Source organism: Lacticaseibacillus zeae DSM 20178 = KCTC 3804 (assembly GCF_000260435.1).
GTDB lineage: Bacteria > Bacillota > Bacilli > Lactobacillales > Lactobacillaceae > Lacticaseibacillus > Lacticaseibacillus zeae.
On sequence record NZ_BACQ01000013.1, the window covers coordinates 1 to 13,726 of the forward strand.

General features: G+C 46.4%; 13 protein-coding genes. 5 read left to right on the forward strand and 8 right to left on the reverse strand.

What is annotated here, in order from left to right; translation table 11 throughout:
* Positions 1-26 precede the first annotated feature (26 nt).
* The 3 genes from uvrC to GSO_RS02335 form a co-directional block, all read right to left on the reverse strand.
* Complete coding sequence (gene uvrC / locus GSO_RS02325) at positions 27-1,835, reverse strand: excinuclease ABC subunit UvrC (protein WP_010488516.1); 1,809 nt, start codon at positions 1,833-1,835, stop codon at positions 27-29.
* A 506-nt stretch (positions 1,836-2,341) separates the two neighbouring features.
* Positions 2,342-3,088: an amino acid ABC transporter ATP-binding protein gene (locus tag GSO_RS02330; RefSeq protein ID WP_010488519.1), complete on the reverse strand. Its 747-nt coding sequence runs from the start codon at positions 3,086-3,088 to the stop codon at positions 2,342-2,344.
* Positions 3,078-4,535, reverse strand: a complete 1,458-nt coding sequence (locus GSO_RS02335) for an ABC transporter substrate-binding protein/permease (protein WP_010488521.1) — start codon at positions 4,533-4,535, stop codon at positions 3,078-3,080. Before GSO_RS02335 ends, GSO_RS02330 begins: the two co-directional genes overlap by 11 nt.
* Before the next feature lie 331 nt (positions 4,536-4,866).
* On the opposite strand from GSO_RS02335, the gene GSO_RS18055 reads away from it, so the two are divergent.
* A complete protein-coding gene (locus GSO_RS18055; protein WP_010488522.1) occupies positions 4,867-5,028 on the forward strand; it encodes an SPJ_0845 family protein in 162 nt (53 codons plus the stop codon).
* 146 nt (positions 5,029-5,174) lie between these two features.
* On the opposite strand, the gene GSO_RS02345 is transcribed toward GSO_RS18055, so the two are convergent.
* From GSO_RS02345 to GSO_RS02365, 5 genes are all read right to left on the reverse strand, one after another.
* A complete protein-coding gene (locus GSO_RS02345) occupies positions 5,175-5,465 on the reverse strand; it encodes a nucleoside triphosphate pyrophosphohydrolase family protein (RefSeq protein WP_010488525.1) in 291 nt (96 codons plus the stop codon).
* Complete coding sequence (yihA, locus tag GSO_RS02350) at positions 5,462-6,064, reverse strand: ribosome biogenesis GTP-binding protein YihA/YsxC (protein WP_010488528.1); 603 nt, start codon at positions 6,062-6,064, stop codon at positions 5,462-5,464. Before yihA ends, GSO_RS02345 begins: the two co-directional genes overlap by 4 nt.
* 197 nt (positions 6,065-6,261) lie before the next feature.
* On the reverse strand, positions 6,262-7,512 hold the full coding sequence (clpX, locus tag GSO_RS02355; protein WP_010488530.1) for an ATP-dependent Clp protease ATP-binding subunit ClpX: 1,251 nt from the start codon (positions 7,510-7,512) through the stop codon (positions 6,262-6,264).
* Positions 7,513-7,673: 161 nt separating this feature from the next.
* Positions 7,674-9,014: a trigger factor gene (gene tig, locus GSO_RS02360; protein WP_010488532.1), complete on the reverse strand. Its 1,341-nt coding sequence runs from the start codon at positions 9,012-9,014 to the stop codon at positions 7,674-7,676.
* Between the two features lie 186 nt (positions 9,015-9,200).
* Positions 9,201-10,937 carry an ABC transporter ATP-binding protein gene (locus GSO_RS02365; protein ID WP_029345502.1) on the reverse strand — a complete coding sequence of 579 codons (1,737 nt, stop codon included), beginning with the start codon at positions 10,935-10,937 and terminating at the stop codon, positions 9,201-9,203.
* A gap of 149 nt (positions 10,938-11,086) precedes the next feature.
* On the opposite strand from GSO_RS02365, the gene GSO_RS02370 reads away from it, so the two are divergent.
* The 4 genes from GSO_RS02370 (at position 11,087) to GSO_RS02385 (ending at position 13,594) form a co-directional block, all read left to right on the forward strand.
* Positions 11,087-11,470 (forward strand): MerR family transcriptional regulator, encoded by a 384-nt coding sequence (locus GSO_RS02370; protein WP_010488536.1) that lies wholly within the window; start codon positions 11,087-11,089, stop codon positions 11,468-11,470.
* Between the two features lie 62 nt (positions 11,471-11,532).
* The gene (locus GSO_RS02375) at positions 11,533-11,907 is read left to right on the forward strand and encodes a carboxymuconolactone decarboxylase family protein (RefSeq protein ID WP_010488538.1); all 375 of its coding nucleotides are present in this window, start codon (positions 11,533-11,535) and stop codon (positions 11,905-11,907) included.
* A gap of 5 nt (positions 11,908-11,912) precedes the next feature.
* The gene (locus tag GSO_RS02380) at positions 11,913-12,638 is read left to right on the forward strand and encodes an SIR2 family NAD-dependent protein deacylase (protein ID WP_029345503.1); all 726 of its coding nucleotides are present in this window, start codon (positions 11,913-11,915) and stop codon (positions 12,636-12,638) included.
* Between the two features lie 89 nt (positions 12,639-12,727).
* On the forward strand, positions 12,728-13,594 hold the full coding sequence (locus tag GSO_RS02385; protein ID WP_010488542.1) for a DUF3737 family protein: 867 nt from the start codon (positions 12,728-12,730) through the stop codon (positions 13,592-13,594).
* Positions 13,595-13,726 lie beyond the last annotated feature (132 nt).

The following is a 13,726-nucleotide window of genomic DNA, read 5'->3' on the forward strand; positions in this document are numbered from 1 at the left end:
TTGTATCCAATTTTTCTGAGCAAGACTTAAACCCGGCGCGCTGGCGTTGGATCAGCCGTTAGCGAAAGCTTCAGCGCCTGCGCCACGCGTTTGGAAATCCCAAGCTCCTGAATGTCTTCGATCGGCGCTTCTTTGATTTTGGTGATTGTCTTAAACTTGCGCAACAACTTCAGGCGCGTCTTGGGACCGACACCCTTAATACCTTCCAGGCGCGATGCCAGCGAATTCTTGGCATGCAATTGACGGTGAAATGAAATGGCAAACCGGTGAACCTCATCCTGGATGCGTTCCAGCAAGTAAAACCCTTGTGACTTCGGATCAAGATTAATCATTTGATCGGCATTGCCAAACAGAAGCGCAGCAGTTTTATGCTTGTTGTTCTTAACCATCCCGGCAACCGGAATATCAAGGTTCAATTCATTTTCCAAAACGTCCTTGGCAGCATTCATTTCAATTTCGCCGCCATCCATCAAAATCAGGTCCGGAAGTGCCGCATGTTCCTTTAGCAACCGCGTGTACCGCCGCCGAATAACTTCGCGCGTATTAGCTGCTTCATCAGCACCATTATGGGTTTTGTCGGCATCCAGTTTATATTTGCGATAATTATTTTTAGCCGGCTGCCCATCAACAAATTGAACCATCGCAGAAACCGGATCGGCCCCTTGAATGTGACTGTGGTCAAAAGCTTCAACCACATGCCCCATTGGCAACTTTAACGCCGCCATCAATTCCTTCATGGCCCCGATTGTTGTCCGATTATCCAATTCCATCAAGCGAAACTTATCTTCGAGTTTGATTTGGCTGTTCTTCGCGGCTAATGCCATCAGATCGCGTTTCTCGCCTCGTTGCGGGGTACGCACCGGAACACCTAAAATATCGGCAAGCACCTTATTATCCAGCCCTGCCGGCACCAAAACTTCATGCGGTTTGACATTATTTTTGCGACTGTAAAACTGCAAAATGAAAGACTCGAATTCCTCTTTGGCCGTGTTAACGACCGGAAAAAGCCGCGATTCGCGCTTCATTAACCGCGCCTGACGAATGAAGAAGACCTGGATGCTGATCCAGCCTTTGTCCATATAGAAATTAAACAAGTCACGCGTGGTATTGTCATTCGAAATAATTTTTTGCTTTTCAACGGTTTGTTCAATGTAATACAACTGGTCGCGAATCTCCGCCGCCCGTTCGAACTGCAGGTTTTTGGCTGCCCGCTCCATTTTTGCCGTCAGACTGGCCTTGGCTTTGCTGACGTTGCCATTCAAGAACCGTTTGATTCGAGCAATCTGGTCAGCGTATTCTTTTTCCGGTACCGTGCGAAAACATGCGCCCAGACACTGACCCATGTGGTAATACAGACACGGCCGTCCTTGATACCCATTGCACCGGCGCAATGGGTACACTTTTTGAATAAAGTGCATCGTTTCCTGCGCCGCATAAACATTGGGGTACGGACCGAAGTAATAGCCGCCATCTTTGCGAATCGTGCCGGTGATTTCAATTTTCGGATCGCGTTCGTGGGTAATCTTGATATAAGGATAGCCGGTCCCCTTCTTGAGCTTGATATTGTAATACGGCTGATACTTTTGAATCAACGTGATTTCAAGCAAAAAAGCTTCTTTATTGGTCGAGGTCACAATATAGTCAAAATCAGCCACCTGTGCCACCATCGCTGCTACTTTGCCATCATGTGAGCTCTTGAAGTAAGAGCGAACGCGATTCTTTAGATTTTTGGCCTTGCCGACATAAATAATCTTCCCGTTAATATCTTTCATCTGGTAACTGCCAGGCAGATCCGGCAGCAACGATAATTTATGCTCAATGTGTGCTGATGCCATCGTAATCTCCTTATAAAACAAATGTTCGCTTAACATTATAAAGATTCTAAAATTAGATTGCAAGCGACGCACTTGTTGCGCGCGGTTGCGATTGTAAAGACATCTTGGCAGTTGGCATCAAATGAGATTGAGCCACATTTCTAGTGACCTGTTCTTAACTCGCAGAGCTCCAAATGATTCAGAAAAACTTAGGCAATAAGTCTCCTGCCGTGCCAAACTCCGCAATCTCCGGCGTTTTGGGGCTGGCGACGCGAAGCTAGAGCGGAGACGGCGCTTTGAGCCAGAAAACCACTGTCTCAAAGTCGCCTAACAACATCAGCGACAAAATCGGTCGCTGTGTTGTTTGCACGGCTGAGCACCATCTGGCCTACGATTGCTCCGCTTTGGCACTAATAGATTGATTGACTTAACGAATTATTTTCAGGAACACAAAAAGCGAACACTCAAAGCATGTTCGCTTATGGATTGTGAACTGGAGTTTCTTCTCAACTTCGACTGGGCAGAACTTATTGTGCCAAAATCTTGGACAGAAAATCCTGCGTCCGCGCTTCCTTGGGGTGTTCGAACAGTTCTTCAGGTGTGCCTTTTTCAAGAATTTTGCCGCCGTCCATGAACCAGACTTGGTCGGCCACGCTGCGGGCAAAGCCCATTTCGTGGGTCACCACCACCATCGTCATGCCGGTTTTGGCAAGATCCTGCATAACCTTGAGCACCTCGCCGACCATTTCGGGATCCAATGCACTGGTCGGTTCGTCGAATAGCATGACATCCGGATGCATCGCCAGCGCCCGGGCAATGGCCACCCGCTGCTGTTGGCCACCGGAAAGACTGGCTGGGTAGGCATCGGCTTTTTCACCCAAGCCAACCTGTTCCAGAAGTTCCTTGGCCGTTTTGGTTGCTTCTTCATCCGTCACGGTTTTGACTTTCAACGGCGCCAGCTTGATATTCTCTAACACTGTCATGTTCGGGAAAAGGTTGAAGCTTTGGAACACCATGCCCATTTTTTCCCGGACGTTGTCAAGCTGCTTTTCGCTGAGATCAACCAAATTGGTGCCTTCAAAAAGGATCTCGCCTTGTGTCGGCCGGTTAAGCAGATTCAGGCTGCGCAAAAAGGTACTTTTCCCGCCACCGGATGCGCCGATCACAACAATCACGTCACCTTGGTTGATGGTTTCACTAATGTCATTCAAAACCACATTATCACCAAACTTCTTAGTCAGGTGGTTGATTTGAATTAAAGGTTTATGCTGCATGATTCATCTTCCTTTCAAAATGACCCAGGAGCTTGGATAGCCCGAATGTCAGAACAAAGTAAAGGACCATGGCAACCAGAATTGGTTGAACCCCTTTGTACGTTGCGGTTTGAACCACTGTCAGCTGATAAATCAGGTCCGTGACCCCGATGATGGAGACAATGGAGCTTTCCTTAATCAGCGAGATAAATTCATTCCCCAACGCCGGCCAGATATTCTTAATGGCTTGTGGTAAAACAACACTTGTCATCGTTTGCCGTTCGGATAGCCCAAGCGACCGCGCTGCTTCAGTTTGGCCGACAGGAATACTATCGATCCCGCTTCGGATAATCTCCGCCACATAAGCAGCAGAATTAAGCGATACCGCGATAAGTCCGGCGACAAGTGCAGGAATGTCGATGAAAATCCCGATCCCGAAGTAGACAAACATGACCTGAATCATCAACGGCGTGCCTCGAACAAATTCGATGTAAGCAACCCCGATGAGATGTGGCAGGCGGTGCTTGCTCAACCGCAATAAGGCAAAAATCGTACCGAGCAAGACCCCGAAGAACGCCCCAATTGCACTGATGAGTAAGGTATACTCAACCCCTTTAAGGAAATAAGTCCAGTAGTGCAACATGCTCGTATCCTCGGTATTCGTCTTCATGTAACTGCCAGCGGTTTTAAGATATTGCGGAATCAACTTTTTCTGTTTGATCTCCGCCAGACTCTTATTGGCCGCCGCCACCAGCGAATCAGATCCTTTGGCAAACCCAATGGCTGTCCCCATCGTGTCGCTGGAGAGATTAAAATGCCCGGGGATTTCGACAAGTGAATCGTCATTGGACGTATACGCCTGAGCAACCGCCCCTTCAGCCACAACGCCAGCCACTTTATGCGTCTTTAAAGCCAGGATCAAATCGGTAACCTTCGTCAGTCCCAAAGTCGTGCTTGATTTCATCTGGGTTTTGGCCAAGGTTTCTTGAAGACTTCCGTTTTGGACCCCGACTTTTTTATTGGCAAAGCTTTTGTGGTCCTTATAAATCTTGGCATCGGTTTTATTGATGATAATATCCTGGCCCGATTTATAATACGTATTGGAAAAGTCAATCGACTTACGGCGGGCATTGGTTGGCGACATCGCAGCAAGCACCATATCAACCTTGCCCGATTGCAAGGCGACCAGCAATGAACTAAAACTCATCTGCTTAATCACCAGCTTGACGCCAAGATCTTTCGCAATTTTACGAGCAACCTCGACATCCATGCCGACAACCTGATTCTTACCATGTTTATTCACCAAAAACTCATAAGGTGCATAATCGGGGCTTGTCCCCATAACAATTGTGCCTTTTTGTTGAATCTTTGCCAGACTGTCATCAGCGTGAACGGTTTGCATATTTAAGGTCACAACTGCGGCAAAAACTGCGAACAAAGCGACTAACCAGCGTTTCAAATGATTCATAATACCCTCCTTGATTACAAGAACGTACTATACGCTAAAATTCATTTTTATGCAACTAATATTCATAATTTGATTTTCGGCAATTTACCTGGTGGATAATGGCATCCTTGACTGAAGAGCTTCGACCGCGCTAGGCCACGTCTCTTCTTTTAAATTCGTTCTCTGGCGCAGTAGTCTGCGTGTAAGGGACTCAAGACTGGAGACTGTGGCTTTCTTGCGCAAAAACGCGTGAGCAGGCCCAGAAACCGGGCCTGCTCACGCTCTCTAGCCGCGGACCTAGACGCTTCGGATTGTTGATGCTATACTTTCACCAAGGAAAGGGGTGGCGTGCATGGCACTTAAGATCAACACTCAAACCAACCTGAACGACATGTTCGATAAATTTGCAAGTTTGCCTGACAATAAGGAACAGGCAACCGGGCCGGATCCGAAACATCAAGAGAAATTGGCTAAAAAAGCCCATAAAACCGCCGACAAAAAAGCAAAGGATTAACTTTGTCTTTCAGTACAGTGTATTAAAAATAGCGAATAACAAAAAAGATTCAAGCGCACCGGCGCTTGAATCTTTTTTGTTGTCCGCATTTCATGCTACAGCATAAGCTATTCGCAGATACACCTGACTGAAGTCCTAGATGGTGATTACTTTTTGGATTGCGGATACCGCTTCGCCAATGTCTTAATATTGTCATTCGCGACATCATCAAAATCAATATCTGCCCATAAAGCAATCTGTGAAAGGTACCACAGCACATCCCCTAATTCATGTTTTAGCTCTTCTTTGTCCAGATCCTGACCTTGAAAAGTGTATTTTTTAATCAAGTCAATGGCTTCCCCGCTTTCACTGGCCAAGCCTAAAGACAAGTTGGTCAAAACATGTTCGTTTCCAGCCAATGTGCGATTGGCTTTTTGTTGATACTCATTAAAATTCATTTCAAACTTCCCTCCACACCCGCTGTCTGCTCCAACCACGACCAAATGGCATCATACCCCTCACCTGTCACGGCCGAAAACGGAATCACGACATCTGTTTGATTCAGGTCCATGCGTTTGGTAATTTGCTTAACCACATGCAGCCGTTTACTTTTGGGCGTCTTATCGATTTTGGTCGCCACAACCAGTGTTTTAATTTGATAGTACTTTAAGTATTGATACATGCTGATGTCGTCAGCTGTCGGATCATGCCGACTATCCACCAACAACACGGCACCATGCAGCGGCTGCCGTGTTGTCAGATACGTCTCGATCATCGCGGCAAACTTCGCCCGGGCCGCTTTACTGACCTTAGCATAGCCATAACCCGGAACGTCAACAAAAAAAAGCCGACTATCAAGGTCATAAAAATTAAGCGTCTGGGTTTTCCCGGGAACGCTGGAAGTTCGCGCCATGGCTTTTCGCTTGATCAGTTTATTAATGAGCGAAGACTTTCCAACATTACTTCGTCCGAGAAAGGCAATCTCCGGACGACCATCTGTAGGATATTGCGCAGCTGCCACTGCACTGATTGTCAGTTTGACATCATGGACGTCCATCTTGAATGACCTCCTTTTCCTGTTATCACTTTAATCGACGCAAGTGCGCCGTTGCCTTCAATAGTTTAGCATACTTTGCCGGCGCCCGCCTCACTGGTTAGACGGAATAGAAGCAAAGGGTACTATAAGCTTTTATTCATAAACGCAAAAAAGCACCAGGCTGCTTCGCCTGATGCCTTTAATCTACATAGTTATCGTTAAGATGCTTCGCGACCCTTGGTTAAAACCAATTGCGGCTTGGCTTTGCCTTCGACAGCTGCCTTGGTGACAACCACCTTGTCCACATCGCTGCGGCTTGGTAGATCGAACATGGTGTCTTGCATAATAGCTTCCATGATCGACCGCAAACCACGCGCACCGGTGTCACGGACAATTGCCTGATGAGCAATGGCCTTCAACGCGTTAGGTGTGAATTCCAGATCGGTATCATCTAGACTCAACAGCTTCTGATACTGTTTAACCAATGCATTCTTAGGTTCCGTCAAAATGCGAACCAAGTCATTCTCGTTAAGTTTCTCCAAAGCTGCCAGAATCGGGATACGGCCAATGAATTCAGGAATAATCCCAAACTGCATCAAGTCTTCTGGAATAATCTGCTGCATCAAGGATTTATCCGGATCAACTTGATTGTTGGAGTCCGTGCCAAAGCCGATCGTCTTCTCGCCGATTCGATTTTTCACGATACTTTCAATGCCGTCAAAAGCACCACCAACGATAAAGAGAATGTTGGTCGTATCGATTTGAATGAATTCCTGCTGGGGATGCTTACGGCCACCCTGCGGCGGAACATTGGCAATGGTACCTTCCAGAATCTTCAGAAGTGCCTGCTGAACGCCTTCACCTGAGACATCCCGGGTAATTGAAACATTCTCGGCCTTTTTGGCGATCTTATCGATTTCGTCAATGTAGACGATTCCTTTTTCTGCCCGTTCAACGTCGTAATCGGCATTTTGCAACAATTTAAGCAAAATGTTCTCGACATCTTCACCGACATAACCGGCTTCGGTCAACGTTGTCGCATCCGCAATGGCAAATGGTACGTTGAGAATCTTGGCCAGTGTCTGTGCCAGGAACGTCTTCCCTGAACCGGTTGGCCCGATCAGCGCAATGTTGCTCTTTTGGAGTTCGGTATCATCTTTCGTTGCCGTCTGCATCTGATTAACCCGCTTGTAGTGGTTATAAACGGCAACCGAGAGCGCCTTCTTTGCCGCATCTTGACCGATAACATAGTCGTTAAGGGTCTTCATGATCTCAATTGGCTTCGGTACTTCTAGCAGATTTTGATAGGCTTCTTCTTTAAATTCTTCGTCAATGATCTCTTTGCAGAGGTCAATACATTCATTACAAATATAAACCCCAGGGCCAGCAACGATTTTCTTCACTTGATCCTGTGACTTGCCGCAAAAAGAGCAAGTAACCGGACCCGTTGTTTCAACGTTGTCAAACATCTGATTCAACCCTTTCTTGTTACCTTTATTCTACCAGAACCGTCAAGTACCGACTAGCAACGACACAGTTCGGCTTTGTCAACAAAACTGCTTACTAGATGAGTGCCTCAAGACGACAAAAGAGACGATCAAGGATCGTCTCTTTGACGCGACATTGACACCTATTTATCGGTTTCGCTATCAGAATCAGCCTTGTCAGCTTCTTCGTCCTTGGCTGGTTCAACTTCTTTGGCATTATCCGTAATGATATCAATAGCTTCTTTAACCCCGATATCATGCTTAAGCATATCTTCGCTTAAAGCCTGACGAACAGCCTTTTCATCCATGTTGTATTCAGAGGCAAGATTCTTAACCTCTTCCTTAACCTGATCCTCGGTTGGCTGGATATCTTCAGCTTTTACAATCGCTTCAAGAACCAAGTTGGTACGAACACGGGTTTCGGCGTCGGCCTCAAACTGCTTGTGTAAATCAGCTTCGGTCGTACCGGTTAGTTGATAGTACATCTTCGGGTCGATCCCTTGGCGTTGCATATTGCCAAGATATTGATCCATTTGGTTATGCACTTCTTGTTCGATCATCGCATTAGGCACTTCTTCGATCGTCGCATTCTCGGTTGCTTTCTTGATTGCTGCTTCCTGCACAGCATTCTTGGCCGCTTCCTTACGCTGATCAGTCAGTTCCTTTTTGATCTTTTGCTTCAATTCATCAAGGGTGTCAACATCCTCATCGAGGTCCTTGGCAAAGTCATCATCAAGCTCTGGCAATTCCTTAACCTTGACTTCATGAATCGTTGTTTTGAATTCTGCGGCTTTACCAGCAAGATCGGTGGCTTTGTAATCATCCGGGAAGGTCACTTTTACCGTGACTTCATCGCTGGATTTGTGGCCGACAAGCTGTTCTTCAAAGCCAGGAATAAAGGAGTTGGATCCTAATTCCAGGCTATAGTTCTTGGACGAGCCGCCATCGAATTCTTTGCCATCGATGGTGCCAACATAGTCAATGACAACCGTGTCACCGTTTTCGGCTGCTTTATCATCCTTGACCACCAGTTCAGCTTGTTGTTCACGACGCTTTTCCAGTTCAGCGTTAACATCGTCGTCAGATACCTCAACATCTTGCTTAGGCACTTCAACGCCTTTATATTCGCCAAGCTTAACTTCAGGCTTAACCGTAACATTTGCCTTGATAACCCAAGGCTTGCCTTCGTCCATCGACTCAACATCGATTTTCGGCTGGTCGACTGGATCGATCCCGGATTCTTTAACCGCTGCTTCATACGCATCCGGCAACAAAATATTTAACGCGTCTTCATATAATGCCGCGTCACCGTACATCCGCTTGAACACAGTGCGGCTTACTTTGCCTTTTCGGAATCCAGGAACGGTCAGGTTCTTACGAACACGTTGAAACGCCTGGTCTAAACCTTGTTGAATTTTTGGTAAATCGATTTCAAAAGTGAGTTCACCATCATTGGTGCCCTTTTTTTCCCATTTTGCAGACATGCTGTACCTCCGACAATTAGTCTCGCAATTCACATTGCATACTTAATGTATGATACCCGAAACCAGTGGGAATGTAAACGTTGTGCCGGAAAAAGGCGACATTAGATGTTCTTTTTTCACATTTAAAACTGGTACATGAGGTTCTCACTGGTGGTGTGAACATTTGCGTATCAGGGTTTTGCCTGACTAATTGAACTGTAAATCATAAAGTTCTTTGTAGCGACCGTTTTGCGCCATTAACTGCTCATGATTTCCGGCTTCAACAATTTGGCCATGCTCTAACACAAGAATTTTATCAGCGTGCCGCACGGTTGAAAGCCGGTGCGCGATCACTAACGACGTCCGGTCGGCCATTAACCGATCGAAGCTGGCTTGAACAAAACGCTCCGACTCATTGTCCAACGCTGCCGTTGCCTCATCAAGGATGACAATCGGAGCATTTTTTAAAAAAACCCGCGCAATTGCAATTCGTTGCTTCTGGCCGCCAGATAACCGAATCCCGCGCTCGCCTACCTGAGTCGCCAGACCTTGAGGCAAACTGCGTATAAAATCGGCAATGTTAGCCGCCTCGGCAGCCTGCCAAATCGCCGTTTCGCTGGCAAATGGCGTCCCATATTCAAGATTCTCCTGAATGGTGCCGTCGAGCAAAATCACATCTTGCGAAACGATGGCAATCTGCTGGCGTAAACTCATCAGATCCGCCTGCCGCAAATCGATGCCATCCATCAGAATTCGCCCGCCAGTAGGATCATAAAACCGGGCCAGCAGATTCGTAATCGTTGTTTTCCCGGCACCGGAAGAACCCACTAGCGCTACCACTTCTTCTTTATTGATGACGAAGTTGATGTCGTGCAACACCGGCACATCCTCATCGTAACTGAAGTCCACGTGATCAAACCGAATCTGCTTCTGAAATCGTGGTAAGTGCACGGCATTTGGTGGCGACACAATTTGCGGTGAAGCGGCCTGCAACGCTTCAATCCGTTCAAATGACACCGTCGCCTGTTGCAACTGTTGAATAAGTCCGGTCAACTGGCGAATCGGTGCCTGCAAAATGCCAAGATAAGCAGTGTAAGCAACGATCAAACCGACCGTAAACTGGCCGTGCATCACCTGGATAGCCCCAAAGCCCAAAATAATCGCCGTTCCCAAATAGTTGACGAAATCGGTCAGCGGCGAAAAAGTCGCACTGAGTTTGGTCGCTTTAAGCTGATAGTCACGGTTGCGCGCATTGGTGTGTTGAAACGTGGTTGACGTCATTTTTTCGGTAGTAAAACTTTTAATCAATCCAATGCTCGTTAAAGCCTGCTGAATTTGATTATTCATCATCCCAGAGCTTGCCCGCACCTGACGATAAGCAGCACGAATGCTGCGCACGAAAATATTGTTCAGAACAAATAAAATGGGGAAGGTCAACAAAATCAGCCCGGTCAGTTGCCAATCCTGAACGATCATCAGAACCAGCACCACCACAAAACTAAGCAGGCTACCAAATAATCCCAGCGTATTGCTTGAGATTAGCCGCTGCAACGTATTGACGTCACTGGTGAGCACCACCATCAGATCACCGGTCTGACTCGTCTCAAAATAGCGCATATCCAATCCTAACGTGTGGCGAAACAGGTCATCCCGCATGCGCGCAATCGCATGTAAACTGACCTGCCCGATCCAATAAGTACTGAGCCCACTTAGCAAACCCGCCACCGCCGTCAGCAATAACGCCAAGGCAATCACGCCAAGCAGCGTCCCCATAGCGCGTTGGGGAATCACCTGATCAATGACATATTGCGTTATTCGCGGAACCAGGTACGAAGCCACGGCTACGCCAACCAATGCCACAATGATACGTAACAATTTGCGTTTCATATCCGCCAGCTGGCGCCAGAAAAATGCGATCATTCGCCAAGTTGTTGATTTCGCCAAATGAATGCCCCCCTTTTCCGAAGCTTTATCATATAACAATAATTTTAATTTGGCGATATAAATGCTCAGGCTTTTATATAAGTGTTGACTAATCTTACGGAAAGTCTCATCATACAACCCAACATGATCTATGAAAGAAGGCTTCATTGATGGGCTACCCAATTGGTAAATTTTCAAAGATGGTTTCATTGTCAATTGATACGTTACGCTACTACGAAAAAGAACACTTAATTGTTCCCGACCGCGATCAAAATAATCGCCGAACCTACACAGACGCCGACCAACGCTGGATTGCCTTCATCAAGCGGTTAAAGGCTACCGGCATGCCAATCAAGGAAATCAAAACATATGCGCATTTACGTTATCAAGGTAATAGCACGATTGACGAGCGTCTGGAGTTGCTATTCACCCAAAAAGCCCGCTTAACGGCGCAACGACAAGAAATTGATGCGCACATTGCATTCTTGGAAAATAAAATTGCCACGTATCATCAGCTAAAAGCAAAATTGCTAGAAGAAAATTTAAAAAAATGATTGACATGGAGTTAACTCCAGCATTTAGGGTAAAGACATCCTAAATGAAAGAGGTTATGAATATGTCAGAAAAAACACGATTAGAAAATGGTCAGGAAACCCTTGCTCAAGTTGATGGTGCGGCAGCTGCCAACGTCATGCATTCGCTAGCAGATATTGCGCCTGATGTTGGGAAATATATTTTGGAGTTTGCTTTTAGCGACATTTACAATCGTCCCGGGTTGGATTTAAAGCAACGGGAAATGATTACCCTGACCGCGCTGCTTATCCAAGGCGACACTGCCGATCAACTACAAGTCCATCTCAATGGCGCGCTCAACGTCGGTTTGACCAAAACCGAAATCGTCGAAACCATGATTCATTGCATTCCCTATATTGGCTTCCCTCGAGTCCTCAATGGCTTAACTGTTGCGCGGCAAGTTTTCGAAACCAGATGAGCGTCATGAGCCAAAAGCAACGTTTGCAACAGGCAGCAGCGCTGATTCGTCAACATCACCGAATCGTTGCATTTACGGGGGCCGGTATCTCGACTGAATCAGGAATCCCTGATCTGGATGGCATTGATCAAATCCTAAAAAGATCGCATAAATTTGCCGGTAATGTCTTTCGTTTTCTTGACCCGAAAGAGGCGATCGCCGATCCACATGCTTTTTACCAAATGTACCGGCAGACATTTTGCCAACCGGAGGCACGTCCCAATAATGCCCATAAAGCGTTAGTACAACTCGAACAGGCAAAAAAGCTGCTCGGTGTTGTGACGATGAATGTTGACTATCTTCACCAAAAAGCCGGAACCCGCAATATTGCGGAATACTGGGGTGATGTCCGGCGTAATCATTGCACGATTTGCCATCGGCCCAGTGACTGGCAAAAAACGCCAACAGTTGCCCTGCCGATTTGTCCTAACTGTGGCGGACTGATTTTACCAGATTTCGTTTTAAGGCACTTGGCAACTTATCCTGACGAAATTCGCCATGGGCAACAACTGTTAGCGCAGGCCGACTTGTTATTAATCATTGGAACACGTCAATCTGCCTCAGGGTTTCAGTTGGGTTGCCCCAAGATCGTCATCAATGCATCCCGAGTCTCCACAGAAAACCTGGCAGAGCCAAACACCATATATTTATCTGGTAAAGCTGCTGAGATTCTCAGTAGCGTCGTAGCTTGAAACGTCTCAAATCATTGTGTTAACGGTCTGAAAAATGCCGCATGTATCAAATCATTTTCTGGAACCACAAAGAAAGAAGCGAACCTATCATGGTGAATTACAACAATCAATTTTTTCATGGTGAACGTCCCTTATTCGGTCAGGAACATGCCACCATCGTTGGTACAACTTTTGGAAAAGGCGAGTCCCCTCTTAAAGAAAGCCGCCATATCAAGTTAAATCAATCAATTTTTCAGTATAAGTATCCTCTGTGGTACAGCCAGCACATTGCAGTGACGAACACCATTTTTGAAACCATGGCCCGATCAGGCATCTGGTATACGGTTGACATCGCGGTTTCGGATAGCGAAATTCAGGCTCCTAAAACTTTTCGCCGAAGTCAGGATATTCGTCTAAAAAACGTCCATTTTTCCGACGCAAGTGAAAGTTTGTGGAACTGCGATCACATCAGCCTCGACCATGTGCAGGCAAGTGGCAACTATTTCGGCATGAACAGCTCGAACATCGTCGCCGACCATCTCAATTTAATTGGTGATTACGCCTTTGATGGTGCCAAGAACGTTGAGATGCATCATTCCACCCTTGTGGCTAAAGATGCGTTTTGGAACTCTGAAAATGTCACCATTTACGACTCCACCATCAACGGCAATTACCTCGGCTGGAATACCAAGAACCTGACGCTCATCAACTGCACCATCGAGAGCAATCAGGGATTGTGTTATATCGATCATTTAACCATGAAGAATTGTGCCCTGCTCCATTCTGATCTGGTTTTTGAATACAGTACCAATATTGATGCCGATATTTGCTCCGATATTATCAGTGTCAAAAATCCAAGCAGCGGAAGTATTCGCGCGCAGTCTATCGGTAAAACTATTTTGGAAGCTGATAAAATCGAACCTGAAAAAACGCAGATCACGTTGGCAGAGCCTGGTGCAACGAAGCAGTCTGCTTGACGGTAACCTGCTACTTCGAAGATTTGAGCAAGTAGTCCTCTATAAGCAGTGACAGCCAATCAATCGTATTAAAAAAATCTCAAGTCTTACTCGACTTGTAGATTTTTTAGTTTGTTTCGTAAATAAGGTATT

Bases quoted from the DNA above. Each gene is read 5' to 3' on its own strand.
- uvrC (WP_010488516.1), bottom strand. From the start codon at position 1,835: ATGGCATCAGCACACATTGAGCATAAATTATCGTTGCTGCCGGATCTG.
- GSO_RS02330 (WP_010488519.1), bottom strand. From the start codon at position 3,088: ATGCAGCATAAACCTTTAATTCAAATCAACCACCTGACTAAGAAGTTT.
- GSO_RS02335 (WP_010488521.1), bottom strand. From the start codon at position 4,535: ATGAATCATTTGAAACGCTGGTTAGTCGCTTTGTTCGCAGTTTTTGCC.
- GSO_RS18055 (WP_010488522.1), top strand. From the start codon at position 4,867: ATGGCACTTAAGATCAACACTCAAACCAACCTGAACGACATGTTCGAT.
- GSO_RS02345 (WP_010488525.1), bottom strand. From the start codon at position 5,465: ATGAATTTTAATGAGTATCAACAAAAAGCCAATCGCACATTGGCTGGA.
- yihA (WP_010488528.1), bottom strand. From the start codon at position 6,064: ATGGACGTCCATGATGTCAAACTGACAATCAGTGCAGTGGCAGCTGCG.
- clpX (WP_010488530.1), bottom strand. From the start codon at position 7,512: ATGTTTGACAACGTTGAAACAACGGGTCCGGTTACTTGCTCTTTTTGC.
- tig (WP_010488532.1), bottom strand. From the start codon at position 9,014: ATGTCTGCAAAATGGGAAAAAAAGGGCACCAATGATGGTGAACTCACT.
- GSO_RS02370 (WP_010488536.1), top strand. From the start codon at position 11,087: ATGGGCTACCCAATTGGTAAATTTTCAAAGATGGTTTCATTGTCAATT.
- GSO_RS02375 (WP_010488538.1), top strand. From the start codon at position 11,533: ATGTCAGAAAAAACACGATTAGAAAATGGTCAGGAAACCCTTGCTCAA.
- GSO_RS02380 (WP_029345503.1), top strand. From the start codon at position 11,913: ATGAGCCAAAAGCAACGTTTGCAACAGGCAGCAGCGCTGATTCGTCAA.
- GSO_RS02385 (WP_010488542.1), top strand. From the start codon at position 12,728: ATGGTGAATTACAACAATCAATTTTTTCATGGTGAACGTCCCTTATTC.